This window comes from Bacillus sp. FJAT-27001 (genome assembly GCF_019039175.1).
Taxonomy (GTDB): Bacteria; Bacillota; Bacilli; order Bacillales; family Bacillaceae; genus Bacillus; species Bacillus velezensis.
The window spans coordinates 168,526-187,767 of record NZ_JAHOAA010000003.1; the positions used below are offsets into that span (position 1 = coordinate 168,526).

The following is a 19,242-nucleotide window of genomic DNA, read 5'->3' on the forward strand; positions in this document are numbered from 1 at the left end:
GCGCTGATCGCATTCCCGTTCATTGCGAACTCTGCCGGTTGGATTATGACTGAAATCGGCCGCCAGCCGTGGACGGTCATGGGACAAATGACGACCGCACAATCCGTTTCGCCTAACGTAACGACGGGATCTCTGCTGTTTTCAATTATCGGCTTCGGCGTCATGTACTTGATTTTAGGCGCGCTGCTTGTCTTCCTATTCGTTCGTGAAATTAAAAAAGGTGCGGACCATGATGATCATAAGGATGTTCCTGTATCAACGGATCCGTTCAGTCAGGAGGTCTACCATGGGGTCACTTCATGATCTTTGGTTTGTACTCGTTTCAGTTTTGTTTGTCGGATTTTTCTTTTTAGAAGGTTTTGATTTCGGTGTCGGCATTTCGACCCGATTTCTTGGCCATAATGAATTAGAACGCAGAGTGCTGATTAACACCATCGGCCCGTTCTGGGATGCGAATGAGGTATGGCTGCTGACAGGTACGGGAGCGATCTTCGCGGCATTCCCGAACTGGTATGCGACGATGCTGAGCGGATATTATATTCCGTTTATCATCATCCTTCTTGCTTTAATGGGACGCGGCGTGGCGTTTGAATTCCGCGGAAAAGTGAATCATTTAAAATGGGTCAAAACATGGGACTGGGTGATTTTCTTCGGCAGCCTTATCCCGCCATTTGTATTCGGACTTATTTTCACAAGCTTGTTCCGCGGCATGCCGATTGACGGCCATATGAACATTCACGCAGGTTTTTCAGATATTGTGAACGTGTATTCCGTTCTTGGCGGAGCAGCCGTCACCCTTCTTTCATTCCTGCACGGTTTAATGTTTGTCACACTGCGCACGATCGGTGATTTACAAGAGCGTGCGAGAAAAATGGCAAAACGCGTAATCGGTGTTATCTTTCTTGTTGTACTTGCTTTCTTTGCGATGTCTGCATACGATACGGATATGTTTACACGCCGGGCAAACATCACGATTCCGGTATTCGTGCTGATTGTCATCTGCAACGTTCTTGCCGTTGTGTTCATGAGCAAGAAAAAAGACGGCTGGGCATTCGGTATGACCGGCGCGGGTCTTGCCTTGACAGTTGCGATGATTTTTATCTCTCTGTTCCCGCGCGTCATGGTCAGCTCGCTGAAAAGCGCGTATGACTTAACAGTAGCTAACGCGTCTTCCGGTGATTATTCACTTAAGGTCATGACAATTGCCGCACTGACTCTGCTGCCGTTTGTCATCGGCAGTCAGATCTGGAGCTATTATGTCTTCCGGAAACGCGTCAGCCATAAGGAGCCTATGACTTATTAATGGGAAAAGACCTGTTTCTTTATAAAGGAATGAAGCGGATTCTTGCGATCATTACGGGATTAACGATTATACAAACGGCCGCCATCATCTTGCAGGCGGAATGGCTGAGCCAGGCGGTAACCGGATTATTTAACGGGAAGCGGATTGCTTCTCTTTATCCGGTTATCGGCTTTTTCCTGCTTGCGTTTTTGGTCCGGCATGCGGTGACAGCGGTCCGGCAGAAAATCGTGTACCAATATGCCGCGCAAACCGGCGCAGACGTAAGAAAAAGATTTCTTGAGCAATTGTTCCGTCTCGGCCCCCGCTTTGCGAAAAAAGAGGGGACAGGCCGGATGGTGACGCTGGCGATGGAAGGCATCAGCCAGTTCCGCCGTTATTTAGAGCTGTTTCTGCCGAAAATGGTCAGCATGGCGATTGTGCCGGCGGCCGTTGTTATTTACGTGTTTTTTCAGGATAAAACATCGGCATTGATTCTGATTCTTGCGCTTCCGATTTTGATTGTATTTATGATTCTGCTCGGACTTGTCGCACAGAAAAAAGCTGATCGCCAATGGAAGTCATATCAGACGCTTTCCAATCATTTCGTGGATTCGCTCCGCGGACTGGAGACATTGCGGTTTTTAGGATTAAGCAAATCACACAGCAAAAACATCTTTCATGTCAGTGAGAGATACCGCAAGGCGACGATGAGCACGCTCCGGGTCGCGTTTTTATCATCATTCGCCCTGGATTTCTTTACGATGCTGTCGGTGGCGACAGTGGCGGTGTTTCTCGGCTTGCGGCTGATAGACGGACAAATTCTGCTCGGACCGGCACTGACCGCGCTCATTCTCGCACCTGAATATTTTCTCCCGGTCCGCGAAGTGGGAAATGATTACCACGCGACGTTAAACGGGCAGGAGGCGGGGAAAACCATTCAAGCGATTTTGGCGCAGCCCGGTTTTAAAGAAGAAAAGCCGCTCGAACTTGATACGTGGACTGACGGGGATGAATTACAGCTTGCACGTTTGTCCGTCCGAGAATCGATGTCTGAATTTCATCTGTCCTTCAAAGGGAAGAAGAAAATCGGGATTATCGGGGAAAGCGGTGCGGGAAAATCGACACTCATTGATGTGCTGGGCGGCTTTTTAGAGCCTGCGTCCGGTGAGATCAAGGTAAACGGTGAATCCCGCTCGCATCTGCAGTCGGACGGCTGGCAGAAGCAGCTGCTTTATATTCCGCAGCACCCGTATATTTTTGATGACACGCTTTTGAATAATATCCGGTTTTATCATCCTGATGCTTCGCGTGAGGAAACGGCGCGCGCCGCTAGATCGGCGGGTCTTTCCGAACTGATCCGTGATCTGCCCGGCGGTCTTGACGGCCGGATCGGCGAGGGCGGACGGGCGCTCAGCGGAGGGCAGGCTCAGCGTGTCGCGCTGGCCAGAGCCTTCTTAGGAAACCGGCCGATTCTCCTTTTGGATGAGCCGACCGCTCACCTTGATATTGAAACAGAATATGAAATAAAAGAAACGATGAAAGACCTGTTTGAAAACAAACTTGTTTTTCTGGCCACTCACCGTCTTCACTGGATGCTTGAGATGGACGAAATTATCGTGCTTGATGACGGCGCGGTGGCGGAAATCGGCACCCACGACGAATTGATGGAGAAACAAGGCGTATACGCCAAACTTGTAAAGGCGCAACTGGGGGAAAGAACATGAGAAAAGAAGAATGGATTCTGCCGTATATGAAGCAAAATGCCCGTTTGTTTGTTCTTGTGATTTTTTTAGGCGCGGTGACGATTTTTTCGGCGGCCTTTCTCATGTTCACTTCCGGTTTTTTGATCTCTAAGTCGGCGGCTAGGCCTGAGAATATCCTGCTGGTTTACGTTCCGATTGTAGCCGTGCGGACCTTCGGGATTGCCCGTTCAGTCTCACGGTACGCCGAGCGTCTGACGGGGCACCATATCATTTTGAAAATCGTGTCCGACATGAGGGTGCGGCTTTACAATATGCTGGAGCCGGCCTCGCTCATGCTTTCATCCCGTTTTCGGACGGGCGACATGCTCGGCATTTTGGCTGAGGATATTGAGCATTTGCAGGATGCGTTTTTAAAAACGATTTTCCCTGCGGTTTCCGCTTTGCTGCTGTATGCGGCATCCGTTATCGGACTCGGCTTTTTTTCCTGGCCGTTTGCCGCTTTTGCGGCGATTTACCTGTTTATATTGGTTGTATTGTTTCCGGTTGTGTCGCTTCTTGTGACGAGAGCGAAAAACATGAGGCTGAAAAGCGGCCGGAATACGCTCTACAGCCGGCTTACAGATGCCGTGCTCGGCGTGAGCGACTGGATGTTCTCGGGACGCCAGGCGGCCTTTATTTTCTCTTATGAAGAGAAAGAGAAGGCATGGTTTGATCTTGAAAGCAAACGTCAGCGGTTTACGAGATGGCGTGATCTCGCCGCGCAATGCCTTGTCGGCGGCTTCATATTGATCATGCTGTTCTGGACGGCGGGTCAGTATGCGGACGGCAGCATTGCCAACACGATGATCGCGGCCTTTGTGCTTGTCGTATTTCCATTGACGGAGGCGTTTCTGCCCCTTTCGGATGCGCTGACGGAAGTGCCTTCTTATCAGGATTCCATCAATAGAATGAGTCAGGCGGCTCCGGAGCTGCGAAGTCGTGAGGTGAAGCAGACAGATGAGAAACTGGATGTATCTGATGTGACACTTACATTTGATAACGTGACGTTTTCTTATGATCAGCACTGTCATGTGCTTGACCGTTTTTCCTTCACTCTCCGCCAAGGTGAAAAAATGGCGCTGCTCGGCAGGAGCGGCTCCGGTAAGTCGACCTCTCTCGCTTTAATTGAAGGCGCCTTAGTTCCCGATTCGGGCAAAGTGATGCTGAACGGGCTGGAAACTGCGGCCGTGCAGGAGCAGATTTCCTCAGCGGTGGCCGTTTTGAATCAGAAACCTCATCTCTTTAACACGAGCATTATGAACAATATCCGGCTCGGAAACGGCAAGGCGAGTGATGAAGATGTTAAGCGTGCGGCTCGGCAAGTGAAGCTGCATGATTATATTGAATCACTGCCTGACGGATATGAAACGTCCGTGCAGGAGACGGGGATTCGTTTCTCAGGCGGGGAACGGCAGCGGATCGCGCTTGCCCGTATTCTGCTCCAAGACACGCCGGTCATTATCCTTGATGAACCGACGGTCGGCCTTGATGCGGTCACGGAACGCGAATTGCTTGATACGATTTTTGATGTCTTTAAAGAGAAAACGATCCTCTGGATTACACACCATTTAGCGGGTGTGGAAACAGCTGATAAAATCGTCTTTTTAGAAAATGGAAAAGCAGAAATGGAAGGAACCCATCAAGAGCTTCTTGCAGAAAACGAACGGTACCGGAAGCTTTACCGTCTTGATGTTCCGGTCAGAACATAAACAGCCGCAAACGAGCGGCTGTTTTTTTGTGCGGTTTAAAATCTCTTCTTGTTTGGAATATAAATAGGAGACAGAAGAGGAGGTACAGAGATGAATATAATGGATTGGACGGAACAGGATGTGAAAGATACGCTGCCGAAGCGGGAGGCAGACAGCCATAAGGGGACGTTCGGGACGGCGTTATTGCTGGCCGGCAGCGAAGACATGCCGGGAGCCGCCCTTCTGGCCGGATTGGGCGCGATGAGAAGCGGTGTCGGCAAGCTCGTCATCGGTACATCGGCAGGCGTCATCCCGCTTATCGTCCCGGTGCTGCCGGAAGCGACGTACTGGCGTGACGGCTGGAAAAAAGCCGCGGCGGGCCAGCCCGGGGAAACCATCCGGGCCGCTGCCATCGGGCCGGGCCTTCCTCAAACAGACGAAGTGCAGCAGGCGGCTGATCAGCTGCTTTCTGCCGATTATCCCGTCATACTGGACGCGGGCGCCATTACGAAAAGAACCTATCCAAAGAGGAAAGCCCCCGTGATCTTGACGCCTCATCCCGGCGAATTTTCCAGAATTACAGGCCTTCCGATTCAAGAGATTCAGCAGAACAGAGCGGGATATGCCGCAGAATGGGCGGAGCGGCTTCACGTCACGATTGTCTTGAAAGGAAACGAAACCATTATCGCTTTTCCCGACGGGGAATGCCGCAGGAATACAACCGGAAACGGCGCGCTTGCAAAAGGCGGGACCGGCGACACGCTGACGGGAATGATTCTCGGCATGCTGTGCTGTCATCAAGACCCGAAGCATGCCGTATTGAACGCCGTCCGCCTTCACGGTGAATGTGCGGAGGTATGGACGAAAGAGCGCTCCGCCCATACCTTATTGGCGCACGAACTTTCTGAACTGCTGCCGCGTGTATGGAAGGAATATGAATAAAGAAAAGGCGTCTTCATAGAGAAGGCGCCTCTTGTTGTTTTACCCTTGATTTCATCAGGACATAATACAGCAGCGACGGAACGGCCAGGCCGATGACCCAGGCAATGTCGCCTCCGCCGAATATTTCAGCGAGCGGCCCGATGTAAAAGGATGTATTGATGAACGGGATTTCTAATATAATCGACAAAACGAAGGCGGCCGCTGTAATCCAATTGACCCTGCCGTATTGCCCGTTGACGTCAAACATCGATTTGACGTGGTATTTTCCGCGGCGGATAAAATAGTAATCCACGAGGTTGATCGCCGTCCATGGAATTAAGAAATAACTGATGAAAAAGATGAAATTTAAAAACAGTTCCATGAAATTGCTTTGGCCCAAGAGACTTAATACAGTACCTGCTGCCGTCACACAAAGGATCATTACCACTCTCGTTTTCGGCGTCACCTTCAGTTTTAAAAACGGCTCCAAGGTAGTCGTGGTTGACATAAAGGCTCCGTATAAATTAAAGACGTTGATCGCCATTTGCCCGAACAGGACGATGATCAGCATAATAAAGGAAAACGGACCGAACAATCGGACAATCTCATTTCCCGCATTAGCGGTAAATTCCGGGAGCGCCGTCGTCAAAATGGCGCCGAGAAGCATCATCCAGATGGAACTGACTGACGTACCTGCGTAGCTGTACCAAAAGGTATGCGATGCCGGTGTTTTGACCGGCAGATAACGGGAATAATCTGCGACATATGGTGCGTATGCCAGCTGCCATGTGGCCACCGCGCTGACCGCCACTAGAAAAACAGGCAGGTCTAATGAGCCGGGCACCCAGCTTCCTGAAGGAATCGGCAGTTGAAAAATAAGAATCGTTGCAGCAAAAAAAACGGCAAAGGAGGTCCAAGAGAGGATTTTCTGCATTTTGTGAATCAGATCATGACCGTAGATCGTGAGTAAAAAACAGATGGCGCTTAAGCCGATAATACACCATGAAGCCGGAATCGGTACAAAGCTGCTCAGTGTACCGGCTGCGAGAATCGTACTGCTCGCAAAGAAGCCCAGGTAGATAAACATGACCAAAAAGAGGGGCAGAATCGCTCCGAACACGCCGAATTGCGCGCGGCTTTGAATCATTTGCGGAATTCCGAGCTGAGGTCCTTGTGCGGAATGAGACGCCATAAAGATTGCGCCGATAAAGGTCCCGATAATAATGGCGGCGATACTCCAAAAGAGATCGAGTCCCATTGTAACGGGCAGTGTGCCTGTGACTAACGTCGTAATATGCATATTCGCCCCGAACCAGACGGGGAATAAATCTTTAGCCTTTCCGTGTCTTTCGTCATGCGGAATATGTTCAATCGTTCGCCTTTCTACTTTCAATAGATAATCTCCTCCGTATGTTCTTCTTTAACATAAAGACATAGCTTAACAGATTGACCTGCCGTTTACAAATTCCAGCATGCAGGAAAAACATTGTAAAGCCTCGCTGACAGCCGTCAAAGGGTTTTTTGAAAAACGGAACAAACACTGCCGCCAAAACGATTTGCCAGGGTTTAAAAGGCATGGATATGCTTACGGACTAATATGTATTAAGGAGAAATGTGTCAATCTTTTGACGAATGGAGCCATTATTCGTTAAGCTGAAAGAATAGTTTACTTTGTGTAAATTTCATTAATGAAAAGGGGATTGATGATATGTGTACAAGTCTTACATTGAAAACGACAGACGGTAATCACCTATTGGCGCGAACGATGGATTTTGCATTTCAGCTCGGTACGGACGTCGTGCTTTACCCTCGTCAGTACAGCTGGAAAAGCGAAGCTGACGGCAGGATGCATAAGACGAAATACGCATTTATCGGCATGGGGAGAAATCTCAGCAATGTTCTGTTTGCCGACGGCGTAAATGAAAAAGGGCTGTCGTGTGCGACGCTGTATTTTCCGGGCTTTGCGGGATACGAGAAAGCGGAACGGGAGGGCACCTGTCACATTGCTCCTCATGAGTTTGTCACCTGGGCCTTATCAAACTGTGAATCTCTTGAAGACATAAAGGAAAAGCTCTCAATGCTGACGATTGTAGAGAAGAAGTTAATGTTATTGGATACGGTGCTGCCTCTTCATTGGATTTTATCAGACCGCACGGGCGGCTGCATTGTCATCGAGCCGACACCGGAGGGAATGAAAGTATATGACAACAAACCCGGAGTGATGACCAATAGTCCAGAATTTCCTTGGCATGTGACCAATCTGCGCCATTATATCGGAATCAGGCCGCAGCAGTCAGAAAGCAAAACATTGGGCGGAATGACATTAACCGCTTTCGGCCAAGGATCTGGAACGATCGGGCTTCCCGGTGATTACACGCCGCCATCCCGATTCATCAGAGCCGCTTATCTGAAAGAGCATTTAGAGCCTGCTGCTCATGAAACGGATGGCGTTACGGCCGCTTTTCACGTGCTGTCCAATGTGAATATTCCAAAAGGCGCGGTGATCACAGAGGAGAATGAAATTGATTATACGCAGTATACGTCGGTCATGTGCTGTGACACCGGGAACTACTACTTTCATCTGTACGACAACCGGCAGATTCACAAAGTAAGTTTATTCCATGAAGATCTTGACCGTCCGGAGCCGAAAGTATTTGCGGCCGCGGCGGAGCAGAATATACAGGAGCTGAATTAGCTCAAAAAAAACAGGACGCGATTGTCCTGTTTTTTTATTTAATACGGATCAGACGGATGGCTTTCCTGTTCAGCCTGTTTTGCGGCTTGTGCTGTATCAGTAGTGCCGATCGGCCCGCCGCTGTTGCTTTCGGCGGCTTTTTTCAGCCCTTCCGCCACACGTTTTCCGTAGTCCGGATCTGCTTTTGTGAAATTCTCAATCATTTGTTCCTGAATGTCTTTGCGGCAGGAAGAAAGCGTATTGACCAAGTTTGTGATCAATTCGTTCCGTTCAAATTCCGAAAATCGGCGGTATGTTTCTCCGGCCTGGCCGAAATTATTCGGCCGGTCGATCGCTTCCCGCTTCACATCGCCTTCGACATGAGGTGTATGGTCTTTCCCATCCTGCTTTGCTTCGTTGAGTCCTCCCATAATGGACGGCTCATAGTTGACGTGCGGGTTTTGTCCTTCTGCCCGATCGACCCGATACTGCATTTGCCCGCCTTCCTGGTTGGTGGCGACATGCTTTTTCGGCGAGTTGATCGGAAGCTGCAGATAGTTTGCGCCGACGCGGTACCGCTGGGTATCTGAATAGGAGAATGTCCGCCCCTGAAGTAATTTGTCATCCGAAAAATCAAGGCCGTCCACAAGCACGCCCGTTCCGAATGAGGCTTGTTCCACCTCGGCATGGTAGTTTTCCGGGTTTTTGTTCAGAACCAATTTGCCGATCGGCTTCCAAGGGAAATCGTCTTTATACCACAGCTTGGTCGGATCAAGCGGATCAAAATCCAGCTCGGGGTGTTCGTCATCAGTCATGATTTGCGCATACACTTCCCATTCAGGGTAATCGCCTTTTTCAATCGCTTCATACAAATCCTGTGTCGCATGGTTAAAGTTTTTCCCCTGAATCTCTTCCGCTTCCTTCTGTGTCAGGTTGCGGATGCCCTGTTTCGGTTCAAAGTGATATTTAACGAGCACGGCTTTTCCTTCTTCATTGACCCATTTGTAGGCATGGACGCCTGAGCCCTGCATCTGCCGGTAGTTGGCCGGGATGCCCCACGGCGAAAACAAGAAAGTGATCATATGAGTCGCTTCCGGTGATTGGGAAATGAAGTCGAAAATACGCTCGCCGTCCTGAATGTTCGTAACGGGATCAGGCTGAAATGCGTGCACAAGATCCGGGAACTTCAGCGGATCACGGATAAAAAAGATTTTCAAGTTGTTGCCGACCAGATCCCAGTTGCCGTCTTCGGTATAAAGCTTAACGGCAAAACCCCGGGGATCACGCAATGTTTCCGGGGAATGCTTTCCGTGGTTGACGGTAGAAAACCGCACAAACGCCGGAGTTTTCATTCCTTTCTTTTGAAACACTTTCGCTCTTGTGTATGTAGAAATCTCCTCGTCTCCAAAACTTCCGTACGCCTCAAAGTATCCGTGTGCCCCGGCGCCGCGCGCGTGAACGACGCGCTCGGGAATTCGTTCGCGGTCAAAGTGGCTGATTTTCTCCAAAAAATCATAATTCTCCAATGTCGTCGGTCCTCTATTGCCGACTGTCCTGACATTCTGGTTGTCAGTGACCGGATGGCCCTGCCGGTTTGTCAGCGTGTCTTCTGACTCGCCTTTACCGGTCGTCTTACTGGAAAGCGTTTCTTCGCTGTTTTTGTTATTTTCCATTGTTGAACCCTCCTTTTTGAACGGTAACAATATGCCCAGCAGAGCCGTTTCTTAAAACCGATTTTCAAAAGAAGCAGTTATTCCGTGATCGGCGTCAAGGACCCGCCGTTCCATATTTCGCCTTTGTTCAGCGTCCAGCTGTTTTGATAAAGGCTTTGCGCGCCTTGATTGGCCGCCGGACTTAATTGTTCATCCCATGTCAAAAAGTACGTGGTCTCGGGATACTTTTGCCTGATCGCATTGATAAAAGCAGCATAATCAAAGCTTCCGATATTGCCGGACGGACCGGTTTCGGCAAAGGCAAACGGTTTTTTCAGAGACAGCATTTCATCATAGCCTGATATCGCATACGGATCAGTGAAGTAAGCGTCCAGACCGGTAATATCCACATAAGATGAGCCTGGGTAAAAGTCTGTTTTAAAGTCTCTGTTGGCATCCGGCGAATACACCCACAAAAGGTTATCCAATCCTCTTGTCTCTGTCATATAGCGGTATATCTTCTTGTAAAGCTCTTTGTACAGCGAGATTCTCTCATTGTCTTTTTGGTTGTAGCCTGTCAGCCCCCACCAGAACCACTCGCCGTTCATTTCATGCAGCGGCCTGAACAGAACGGTGACGCCTTGATTTTTCAGCTGAGTAAGGCCGTCGGCGATTTTGCTGAGCAGCGCCTCAAGCCGTTTTCCTTCAACAGTTGAAGGGTCCAGGATGTTTTTGTACTGGCTGTTTGAGATGGCCGTTTTATAGTTTCCGGATGGAAAAGCCGGATTTGCGAGATGCAGGCTGACCTGAGGGAGGCCGCCGCTTTTCCAGTATGAGATTAAGCTGCTGTTGCAGCTGTAATCGATAGAATCGGTGATATCCGCTGTTTCAAGCCATCCTCTCCCATAGTCACAGCCGTAGATGGCGGGAGACTGTCCCGTCGCGTTTTTCAAGCGGTTTTCCTCTGTCATTGAAAAAGTGACATCGCTGTACCCGCCGAACGCCCCGGACATGACCCTGTTTTCTGAACGGTTGGGCAGGTGCGCCAGCCAGTTCATGATATCTTTTGTCGTCTGCTGGGCATTTGGGTTGACGGGATAAACGGTGTGAGCCGATATCGGACTGGCGGCTCCTAAGAGTAATAAAACGATAGACAGGCAGACTGCTAACTTTTTGAGCATATAAAAGACCTCCTGATTTTTAAGATGATGAAGGATGTGAAACGATAACCTCACAATCTCCTTCTATAACAAACTCTCCGGAATCCGCCGGCACGATAAAGTGATCGCCTTTGTGAATGGGGCATCCATCCAGTTCTCCGCGTCCTTTCATGACGCTTGCGAGTAAATACCGGCCGGGTGCGGGAAATGATGCTTTTCCGCTCACATCCCATTGATAAACTGAAAAGAAAGGTGTTTCTGCGAGTGTTGTAATAAGAGCATCTCCGATCCGATGCTTAGTGCTTTTTACATTTTCATCGGTATGGGGAATGTCTGTTACGTCAATTGCTTTCTGAAGATGAAGCTCGCGTTTATTCCCGTTCCCATCCGTCCGGTCATAGTCGTAAAGCCGGTAGGTGGCATCAGAGCTTTGCTGGATTTCAAGAACGAGCGTACCTTCACATAAAGCGTGCAGTGTGCCGCTCGGGACATAGAAAAAATCGCCGGGCTTAATGGGGATGCGGCGGAGCAGGTGATCCCACTCGTTTTGTTCAATGAGCCGAACGAAGCCTTCTCTCGTTTGGGCGCGATGCCCTAAAATGAGCTCCGCGTCTTTTTTGCAGTCCAACACGTACCAGCATTCCGTTTTTCCGAGTTCTCCGTTTTCATGCCGATGTGCATATGCGTCATCCGGATGAACCTGTACGGATAAGTCCATATTTGCGTCAAGAATTTTTGTGAGCAGGGGAAAAGCCTCTTCTTTCGGATGTCCGAACAGGTCAGGGTGTTCACTCCAGAGACGCTGTAATGATGTTCCGGAAAAAGGCCCGTTCCGCACAATGGATGTGCCGTGCGGATGAGCTGAAATCGCCCAGCACTCTCCCGTCCGCTCAGAAGGAATCTCATACCCGAATGTATCGCGCAGCTTCGTCCCGCCCCATAATCTTTCTTTAAAAACCGGTTCCAAAAATAAGAGTTTCGTCATTTTTCCGCTTCCCGGTTTGCCGCCTTTAATGCGCGCTCCGCCAATACGAGCGAACCGGCCGCGCCGGAGTGAATCCCTAATTGAGGGGGAACGATGAAGTGTTCAATGTCGGGCAGATCAATATATTGATTCAGCCGCTTTTTCACGTGCTGACGGATAGAAGAGAACAGCTGCCGCTGCTTCATGACGCCCCCGCCGAGAATGATCTTTTCCGGCGAAAGTATGAGAATATACTGCACAAGCGCTTCGGCAATATAATAGCCCTCAAGCTCCCACACTTCCTGCTGATCCGTGAGCAAAAATGCTTTTTTCCCCCAGCGTTTCTCAATGGCGGGGCCTGCCGCGAGGCCTTCCAGACAATCTGTATGGTATGGGCAATTGCCTTTGTAGCCGTCGTCCGGATGTCTTCTGACATAAATGTGGCCCATTTCAGGATGAGACAGCCCTTGAACAAATCTGCCGTTCATGATGGCGCCCGCGCCGATGCCTGTGCCGACCGTCAAATAGAGGCAGCTGTCCGCGTTTTTGGCCGCGCCGAAAGAAGCTTCTCCAAGCGCCGCCGCATTAACGTCGGTGGTGAAGCCTGCGGGAATATCCAGAGCGCTTTTGATCGTTTGAAGAATAGGGCAGTTCCGCCAGGCTGTCTTCGGCGTCGCGGTGATGCACCCGTATGTTTGACTGTCAGGACGGATATCAATCGGTCCGAACGACCCGATGCCGATGGCTTCTATCGGGAAATCTTTAAAGTAACGGATGACCTGTCTGAGTGTGTCATCCGGTTCTCCCGTCGGAAACTCTGCTCTGTCCAGAATGGTGCCGTCTCTTTGTCCGGCGGCACAGACAAATTTCGTGCCGCCGGCTTCAATACCTCCAAGCATGGCCGTCCCTCCTCATCTGTTAAAATCCGTTTTGATCGGAAACGGCTTTGAACCAGCGGCCGCTTTTTTTGACGGTCCGTTCGCCCCCGTTTTCCAGATTGACAGATACAAAGCCGTAGCGGTTTTTATAAGCATTTGTCCAAGACCAGTTGTCCATGAAAGTCCACAGGTGATAGCCTTTTACATTTGAACCTTCTTCGATGGCCCGATGCACCCATTTGAGATGTTCCTGGATAAATTCAATCCTGTAATCATCCTGAATGATGCCGTTTTCATCGCGGAAGCGTTCCTCGCCTTCAACTCCCATGCCGTTCTCAGAAATAAAACACTCGATATTTCCGTAATGTTCTCTGAGATTGGTAAGAATGTCGTAGATTCCTTTTTCGTAAATTTCCCACCCGCGGTGAGGGTTCATTTTCCGGCCGGGCATGACATACGGATCGAAGAAACGCTCAGGCAGGAAAGGGGCATGCGGATTCGGAACATGTTCTTTTGCCTTGACGCGCCTCGGCTGGTAGTAGTTCACGCCTAACAGGTCGACCGTATGCTCCTGAATGAGGCGGAGATCTTCTTTCTCATAATGCGGCAGAAAGCCTTCCGCCTTGAGAATCTCGACAAGCTCCTCAGGAAATTCGCCCTTTACGGCGGGATCTAAAAATGAGCGGTTGAAAAAGGCGTCGGCAATCCGGGACGCTTTGACATCTTCAGGGTGTGAGCTTCTCGGATAAGAAGGCGTCAGATTCAGAATGATTCCGATTTGTCCATCCTGTTTCAATTCTCTGTAGGCTTTGACAGCCCTTGCATTCGACAGCAGGGTATGGAAGCCGGCCTGCACCGCTTCTTGAAAATTAACGTGATTCGGGTAATGAAAATCATATAAATAGCCGCCTTCAATCGGCACAATCGGCTCGTTGTGAGTGAACCATTTTTTCACCTTGTCACCGAATAGCGAAAAGCAGGTTTTGGCGTAATGTTCAAACGCGTCAACGGTGTTCCGGCTGACCCAGCCCCCCTTACGCTGAAGGGCGAGCGGCATGTCAAAGTGAAACAAATTGACAAACGGCTCAATGCGATGGGCAAGCATTTCATCGATGACGTCCTGATAAAACGCGACCGCTTTCTGATTGACCTCGCCAGTTCCGTCCGGAATCAATCTTGACCAGGAAATAGACAGCCGGAAGGAGTTATGGCCGATTTCTTTCATCAGCCGGATATCCTCCTTGTATTGATCGTAAAAACGTGACGTGTCGCCGGGGCCGACGCCGTTAAAAAAACGGCTCGGCTCTTTTTCATACCAGTAATCCCATATGTTTTGGCTTTTTCCGTCTTTGTCAGCGGCGCCTTCTGTTTGGGTGGCGGAGGCGGAAGACCCCCACCAGAATCCTTCCGGAAAACGATATTGAATATTTGATTCAGTCAATTGATTTCTCTCCCTTACTGCGATTTTGATTACATACTCATGCTGTCATCCCGGGCATGCTGCTCGGTCTCAGCTTCTTTTTCCTTTGCCATGTTTAATTTGTCCAGCGCTTTAAGAAACGGGAACCAGATGACAAACACAATACAGAGGTTGACCAGCTGCATAATGCCGCCCATGACGGAATTGGTCGCCATAATCCCGTTAATGAAAAGGGGGACGGTCCAAGGCACGGTCACGCCGGTAGGAGGGGGCACGATCCCCGCCGACATGGCCAGGTAGGTGACAAGGGTGACAACCATCGGCGCGATGACCCACGGAATGATAATGATCGGGTTCATCACGATCGGCAAACCGAAAATAACCGGCTCATTGACGTTGAAGATGCCCGGCGCGAGACCGAGTTTGGATATCTGTTTCATCTGTTTGCTTTTCATAAAAAGCAAGATGGCGATCACTATGGCCAATGTCATTCCGGTTCCGCCCATTCCGACGGTGTAAATCTCCATAAACGGCTTAGAAATAATATGGGGAATCTCTTTTCCCGCTGTATACGCAGCTAAATTTTCGACCTGTAATGTATTCCAAATCGGGTCCATCACGGAATTGATAATGATTTGTCCGTGAAGTCCGAAAAACCATAAAATCTGAATAAAGAAAACAGCGATTAATGTAGGAATGATGCCGCTTCCAAGTCCGACAAGCGGGGCTTGAACCGTATGATAAATGACATCATGCAGATTGGTGTGAAAGATCTGGGTGACAGCCGCATTGATCAAGAGGAAGACGGTAAGCGTGATAAAAGCCGGAATCAATGCGGCGAACGATTTAGCAACAGCCGGAGGAACACCGGCAGGCATCTTAATCGTTAAGTTTCTCTGAACGATTCTTCTGTAGATTTCACCTGACAAAAACGCGGTCATCATGCCGAGAAACATCCCTTTTGCTCCAAGCCGGTCAACCGGAATGACGCCTGCGACCGCTTTGCCCGTTTCCGGCTCTGAAACGAACGGGGTGAGCAGCAGAAAAGAAACCAATGCGATCGCTCCGCCGAATACGGCCTCCACTTCGTAGCTTTTGGAAAGGTAATAGCCGATCCCGAAGACGACAAAAATGGACATAATCCCCATCGTCGCCGTCGAAGCGCCGCCAAATCCGGATTGAAAGACAGACAGGGCGGAGCTGCTCATGATTTTGTTTAAAAACGGCAGGTTCGTCAGCACGACGAACACCGAACCGAAAATGGTCAGCGGAAACGCCAGCATAAAAGCATCCCGTAAGACTTGCAAGTAGCGGTTATTGTTTAATTTGCCCGCGATCGGAACAAGGAATTGGCTGATTTTCTCAAACACGTCTTCACCCCCGGCTTTTTATAAATTCTTTGATTGAAATAAGTCGAGCATTTCTTTGACGAGCTCTTTCATTGAGAGCGCTGACATTAAGTGGTCTTCAGCATGCATAAAAAGCAGGGAGACATCCGTTTTGGCGCCGCCGGCTTCTTTTTGAATCATCTGAAAATGGATGTCGTGCGCTTTCCCCAGTTCTTCTTCAGCCTTTGTCAGAAAGGTGTCTGACTCATCTGTCCGGCCGTCTTTATAAGCGCGTATCGATTGAATAATATTGCTGCGGGCATTGCCGCTGTGAAGAATCAGCTGAAAACTGATCTGTTCATCCGTGTACGTTTCCATGCTTATCGCCTCCTTTATTTGTTCTCTATCAAGGCAACGGCCTGTTCGTATGCTTTTTTGCCGTCTCCCATGCCGTAAGCCATCATGTCAATCACACATCAACGGTGATGTGAAGCGGGTCCGCCTCTTTTTGAAGCTCACCTTTTAAAAAACTCATCTGCGGGCCGATCAGTACGACGTCTGCATCTTTCATCGCTTCTTTTGCTTTATCCTGTCCGACTGCCCAAATCTCGGCTTCCTCACCGATGGAGCGGGCGTAATTCTGCATTTTCGTAACAAGAAGGCTGGTGGACATGCCTGAGCTGCAGGCTAATAAAATTCTTTTCATGAGGAATCCCTTCTTTCATAAAGTTAAAACGTTTTCATGAATATTATAATCTTTTGAAATTAAATGTCTATACTTTTAAAATATAAAGTTTTACTTTTCGGATTTTTGACACAAAAAAACCTTTTAAGATTCAACTTAAAAGGTTTTTCATCTCAAGCGAGCCATAACAGCCATAAATAAAGTCCGATCAAGGTGATGAATAACGTCGGAATGGTTAATATCAGACCTGTCTTGAAATACATTCCCCAGGAAATTTTCACGTTTTTCCGGCTCAGCACGTGGAGCCATAACAACGTCGCCAGCGACCCGATCGGCGTGATCTTCGGCCCGAGGTCAGAACCGATAACATTCGCGTAAATCAATGCTTCTCTCATCAGCCCGTGAGTGTCCGTTCCGCTGATGGCTATGGCGTCAATCATCACCGTCGGCAGGTTATTCATAACGGAGGAGAGGATCGCAGCGATAAAACCCATTCCGAGTGTGCCCGCAAACAATCCGTGATCCGCCGCTTTCTGAATAAGCTGAGAAAGAAGATCCGTCAGTCCGGCATTCCGCAAGCCGTACACGACAACATACATGCCGACAGAAAAAAACACGATGGCCCACGGGGCGTCCTTGATGACTTGTTTCGCAGGGACGGCGGGGCTTCGCTGCGCCAGAATGAGAAAAATGACCGCGATGGAGCCGGCAACGAAGGAAACGGGTATCGACAGCAGTTCGCTGACGAAATATCCGATCAATAAAACGGCCAGCACAGCCCACGATAACCGGAAAAGGCGTTCATCCTTAATCGCGGATGCCGGATGTTTCACAAGACCGGTGTCATACCGTTTCGGAATGTTTTTTCTGAAATAGAGATACAGCACCAAAATGCTTGCCGCCAGAGAAAAAAGGTTGGGCACCAGCATGCGTGATGCATATTCAATGTATCCGATATGAAAGTAATCGGCGGATACAATATTGACCAAATTGCTTACAACGAGCGGAAGCGAGGTGGTGTCGGCGATGAATCCTCCGGCGATAATAAAAGGAAAAACCAGCTTTTCAGGTAAATTCAAAGCCCGCACCATCGCCAGTACGATCGGGGTCAAAATGAGCGCCGCTCCGTCATTGGCAAACAGGGCGGAGACAACAGCCCCTAAGACCGACACATAGAGAAACATCCGCAGCCCGCTGCCTTTGGCCGCCATGGCCATATGCAGCGCGGCCCACTCAAAAAAACCGATACTGTCAAGAATTAATGAAATGATAATAATGGCGATAAAGGCAAGTGTCGCATTCCAGACGATTCCCGTCACTTCCGCGATATCGTGCAGGCTGACTGCTCCGGCGATCAAAGCGAGGACCGCTCCGCCGCAGGCAGACCAGCCGATTGATACATGTTTCGGCTGCCATATGACAAACACAAGTGTCAGCACAAAAATCAGCGCTGATAAAACCGCAACTCCCAAGAATATATCCCCCTTACCGGCATGTAACAGTGACTTCTTTTTGCCGCAATGTCTGTAAAACTTCGTCCTTTTCATCTATCTGCTGCAGAATCGAGCAAACCAGCGCGTATTCCGGACCGGACGGATGAATGGCATAGTACCGCCACTGACCCTCGCGTCTTTCCCGCACAAGGCCGGCGTTCTTTAATTTCTGCAAGTGCTGGCTGATGCCGGGCTGACTTATATGAAAAATAGCTGTCAGCTCGCAGACACAATATTCCTTATCCTTCAGAAGCTTCAGCATCAAAAGCCTCGTCGGGTCGCTTAGAAGTTTGAGGCACTGGCTGATCCCTTCGGAACTTAAAGCATTATGCCTCCGTTCCATGCGCTCACTCCTTTTTTACACTATTATATAAGCAGATGTTTATATAAGTAAACGACAATATAAAAAAGCCGGCCTTGCACTTTTTGCAAAACCGGCTCATGTTTATTTTTGGAACAGTTTTTTCGCTTCATCCATTGCTAATTTATTTCCCAGTGCTGAATAATCAAGCCAAGGCTGATCGGCAATTTTATAGACGTGGTTTGCTTTCACGGCCTTCAGCCCTTTCCATACAGCGCTTTTTTGCAATTCTTTATAGGCTTGCTGTGACTTGTCGTCTCTGTTAACGACGACGAAAATCGCATCTGCGTTGTAATCAGGCAGCACTTCTTGAGAAATGACTTCATAAGGGCGGGAGGTGTTCATTTCTTTAATGCCGTCAGCCGGTTTCAGCTTCAGATCGTCAAACAGAATCGGTCCCATCGGACGGCGTGTGCTGAAGACGCGAAGCTCTTTTGCGTTCACGCGGATCGCCATGACTTTGGCGTTTTTCCCTAATTCCTTATTCATCATGGATCTGACTTGTTTTGTTTCATCTTCGTAATCTTGAATAAATGTTTTCGCTTCTTTTTCACGGTTGACGATTTTTCCGATATCTTTTAAATGATCGCGCCAAGTGCCTTTATCAAGGTCGAAAACGTGTGTGTTTCCGATTTTCTTGTATTTTGACACATCTTTTCCCGCAAATTCTTTATCAAGATAAATGTTGTCTGGATTCAGCTCAAGTAAAGCTTCCATATCCGGGTCTGAGGCAGGTCCGAGTTTTTTCGTGTCTTTCAGCTGATTTTTCACATGAGGGAGAAAATCTTTTAATTCTCCGCCCACGACGGAACCGGCAGGTGTAACGCCGAGAGCCAGCAGATCATTTGTCAGGTGAATGGACATCGAAGCGATTTTATGATCGCCGGATTTCTTTTTTGACTCCGGCTGTGTTGAATCGGATTGGCAGGCAGCCAATAAGAAAATACACATGAAACTGACGAGCGCAATTATTTTTTTCATGGGAATACTCCTT

17 protein-coding genes and 1 pseudogene are annotated in these 19,242 nt (G+C 49.1%); 6 read left to right on the plus strand and 12 right to left on the minus strand.

Annotation, left to right across the window (positions count from 1 at the left end):
* The 5 genes from BGM27_RS11005 to BGM27_RS11025 form a co-directional block, all read left to right on the plus strand.
* The coding region (locus BGM27_RS11005) for a cytochrome ubiquinol oxidase subunit I (protein ID WP_217031263.1) at positions 1-303 on the plus strand (303 nt) is incomplete at its 5' end.
* Complete coding sequence (cydB, locus tag BGM27_RS11010) at positions 287-1,303, plus strand: cytochrome d ubiquinol oxidase subunit II (protein ID WP_007407762.1); 1,017 nt, start codon at positions 287-289, stop codon at positions 1,301-1,303. The genes BGM27_RS11005 and cydB, both read left to right, overlap by 17 nt.
* Entirely contained in the window at positions 1,303-3,006 is a 1,704-nt protein-coding gene (cydD, locus tag BGM27_RS11015) for a thiol reductant ABC exporter subunit CydD (RefSeq protein WP_007407761.1), read from the plus strand. The genes cydB and cydD overlap by 1 nt, the downstream gene beginning before the upstream one ends.
* Complete coding sequence (gene cydC, locus BGM27_RS11020; protein WP_007407760.1) at positions 3,003-4,733, plus strand: thiol reductant ABC exporter subunit CydC; 1,731 nt, start codon at positions 3,003-3,005, stop codon at positions 4,731-4,733. Before cydD ends, cydC begins: the two co-directional genes overlap by 4 nt.
* A 90-nt stretch (positions 4,734-4,823) precedes the next feature.
* Positions 4,824-5,654: an NAD(P)H-hydrate dehydratase gene (locus tag BGM27_RS11025; RefSeq protein ID WP_007407759.1), complete on the plus strand. Its 831-nt coding sequence runs from the start codon at positions 4,824-4,826 to the stop codon at positions 5,652-5,654.
* Between the two features lie 13 nt (positions 5,655-5,667).
* Here BGM27_RS11025 and BGM27_RS11030 read toward each other — a convergent pair whose 3' ends face one another.
* A complete protein-coding gene (locus tag BGM27_RS11030; RefSeq protein WP_020954367.1) occupies positions 5,668-7,026 on the minus strand; it encodes a purine-cytosine permease family protein in 1,359 nt (452 codons plus the stop codon).
* A gap of 315 nt (positions 7,027-7,341) precedes the next feature.
* Between BGM27_RS11030 and BGM27_RS11035 the strand changes: the two genes are divergently transcribed.
* Positions 7,342-8,328 carry a choloylglycine hydrolase family protein gene (locus tag BGM27_RS11035; protein ID WP_007407757.1) on the plus strand — a complete coding sequence of 329 codons (987 nt, stop codon included), beginning with the start codon at positions 7,342-7,344 and terminating at the stop codon, positions 8,326-8,328.
* 38 nt (positions 8,329-8,366) lie between these two features.
* Here the strand turns inward: BGM27_RS11035 and katX are convergent, their stop codons facing one another.
* The 11 genes and pseudogenes from katX to BGM27_RS11090 all read right to left on the minus strand — a co-directional run bounded on the left by katX (position 8,367) and on the right by BGM27_RS11090 (position 19,229).
* Entirely contained in the window at positions 8,367-9,980 is a 1,614-nt protein-coding gene (gene katX / locus BGM27_RS11040; RefSeq protein WP_020954366.1) for a catalase KatX, read from the minus strand.
* Between the two features lie 77 nt (positions 9,981-10,057).
* Positions 10,058-11,140: a glycosyl hydrolase gene (locus BGM27_RS11045; protein WP_007407755.1), complete on the minus strand. Its 1,083-nt coding sequence runs from the start codon at positions 11,138-11,140 to the stop codon at positions 10,058-10,060.
* Positions 11,141-11,159: 19 nt separating this feature from the next.
* On the minus strand, positions 11,160-12,104 hold the full coding sequence (manA, locus tag BGM27_RS11050; protein ID WP_007407754.1) for a mannose-6-phosphate isomerase, class I: 945 nt from the start codon (positions 12,102-12,104) through the stop codon (positions 11,160-11,162).
* Positions 12,101-12,982 carry an ROK family protein gene (locus BGM27_RS11055; protein ID WP_007407753.1) on the minus strand — a complete coding sequence of 294 codons (882 nt, stop codon included), beginning with the start codon at positions 12,980-12,982 and terminating at the stop codon, positions 12,101-12,103. Before BGM27_RS11055 ends, manA begins: the two co-directional genes overlap by 4 nt.
* A gap of 19 nt (positions 12,983-13,001) precedes the next feature.
* A complete protein-coding gene (locus BGM27_RS11060; protein WP_007407752.1) occupies positions 13,002-14,402 on the minus strand; it encodes a glycoside hydrolase family 1 protein in 1,401 nt (466 codons plus the stop codon).
* A gap of 29 nt (positions 14,403-14,431) precedes the next feature.
* Positions 14,432-15,751 (minus strand): PTS cellobiose transporter subunit IIC, encoded by a 1,320-nt coding sequence (gene celB, locus BGM27_RS11065; protein ID WP_007407751.1) that lies wholly within the window; start codon positions 15,749-15,751, stop codon positions 14,432-14,434.
* A gap of 18 nt (positions 15,752-15,769) precedes the next feature.
* Positions 15,770-16,087, minus strand: coding sequence for a PTS lactose/cellobiose transporter subunit IIA (locus BGM27_RS11070; RefSeq protein WP_007407750.1), 318 nt, complete (start codon positions 16,085-16,087; stop codon positions 15,770-15,772).
* A 14-nt stretch (positions 16,088-16,101) separates the two neighbouring features.
* Positions 16,102-16,415, minus strand: a pseudogene (locus tag BGM27_RS11075) (PTS sugar transporter subunit IIB).
* A 152-nt stretch (positions 16,416-16,567) separates the two neighbouring features.
* Entirely contained in the window at positions 16,568-17,866 is a 1,299-nt protein-coding gene (locus tag BGM27_RS11080) for an arsenical efflux pump membrane protein ArsB (RefSeq protein ID WP_007407748.1), read from the minus strand.
* A 13-nt stretch (positions 17,867-17,879) separates the two neighbouring features.
* Positions 17,880-18,230 (minus strand): ArsR/SmtB family transcription factor, encoded by a 351-nt coding sequence (locus BGM27_RS11085; RefSeq protein ID WP_007407747.1) that lies wholly within the window; start codon positions 18,228-18,230, stop codon positions 17,880-17,882.
* Between the two features lie 102 nt (positions 18,231-18,332).
* The gene (locus BGM27_RS11090; protein ID WP_007407746.1) at positions 18,333-19,229 is read right to left on the minus strand and encodes an ABC transporter substrate-binding protein; all 897 of its coding nucleotides are present in this window, start codon (positions 19,227-19,229) and stop codon (positions 18,333-18,335) included.
* Between the last annotated feature and the right edge of the window lie 13 nt (positions 19,230-19,242).

Bases quoted from the DNA above. Each gene is read 5' to 3' on its own strand.
- BGM27_RS11090 (WP_007407746.1), bottom strand. From the start codon at position 19,229: ATGAAAAAAATAATTGCGCTCGTCAGTTTCATGTGTATTTTCTTATTG.
- BGM27_RS11085 (WP_007407747.1), bottom strand. From the start codon at position 18,230: ATGGAACGGAGGCATAATGCTTTAAGTTCCGAAGGGATCAGCCAGTGC.
- BGM27_RS11045 (WP_007407755.1), bottom strand. From the start codon at position 11,140: ATGCTCAAAAAGTTAGCAGTCTGCCTGTCTATCGTTTTATTACTCTTA.
- BGM27_RS11070 (WP_007407750.1), bottom strand. From the start codon at position 16,087: ATGGAAACGTACACGGATGAACAGATCAGTTTTCAGCTGATTCTTCAC.
- katX (WP_020954366.1), bottom strand. From the start codon at position 9,980: ATGGAAAATAACAAAAACAGCGAAGAAACGCTTTCCAGTAAGACGACC.
- cydD (WP_007407761.1), top strand. From the start codon at position 1,303: ATGGGAAAAGACCTGTTTCTTTATAAAGGAATGAAGCGGATTCTTGCG.
- BGM27_RS11055 (WP_007407753.1), bottom strand. From the start codon at position 12,982: ATGCTTGGAGGTATTGAAGCCGGCGGCACGAAATTTGTCTGTGCCGCC.
- BGM27_RS11025 (WP_007407759.1), top strand. From the start codon at position 4,824: ATGAATATAATGGATTGGACGGAACAGGATGTGAAAGATACGCTGCCG.
- manA (WP_007407754.1), bottom strand. From the start codon at position 12,104: ATGACGAAACTCTTATTTTTGGAACCGGTTTTTAAAGAAAGATTATGG.
- cydC (WP_007407760.1), top strand. From the start codon at position 3,003: ATGAGAAAAGAAGAATGGATTCTGCCGTATATGAAGCAAAATGCCCGT.
- BGM27_RS11035 (WP_007407757.1), top strand. From the start codon at position 7,342: ATGTGTACAAGTCTTACATTGAAAACGACAGACGGTAATCACCTATTG.
- cydB (WP_007407762.1), top strand. From the start codon at position 287: ATGGGGTCACTTCATGATCTTTGGTTTGTACTCGTTTCAGTTTTGTTT.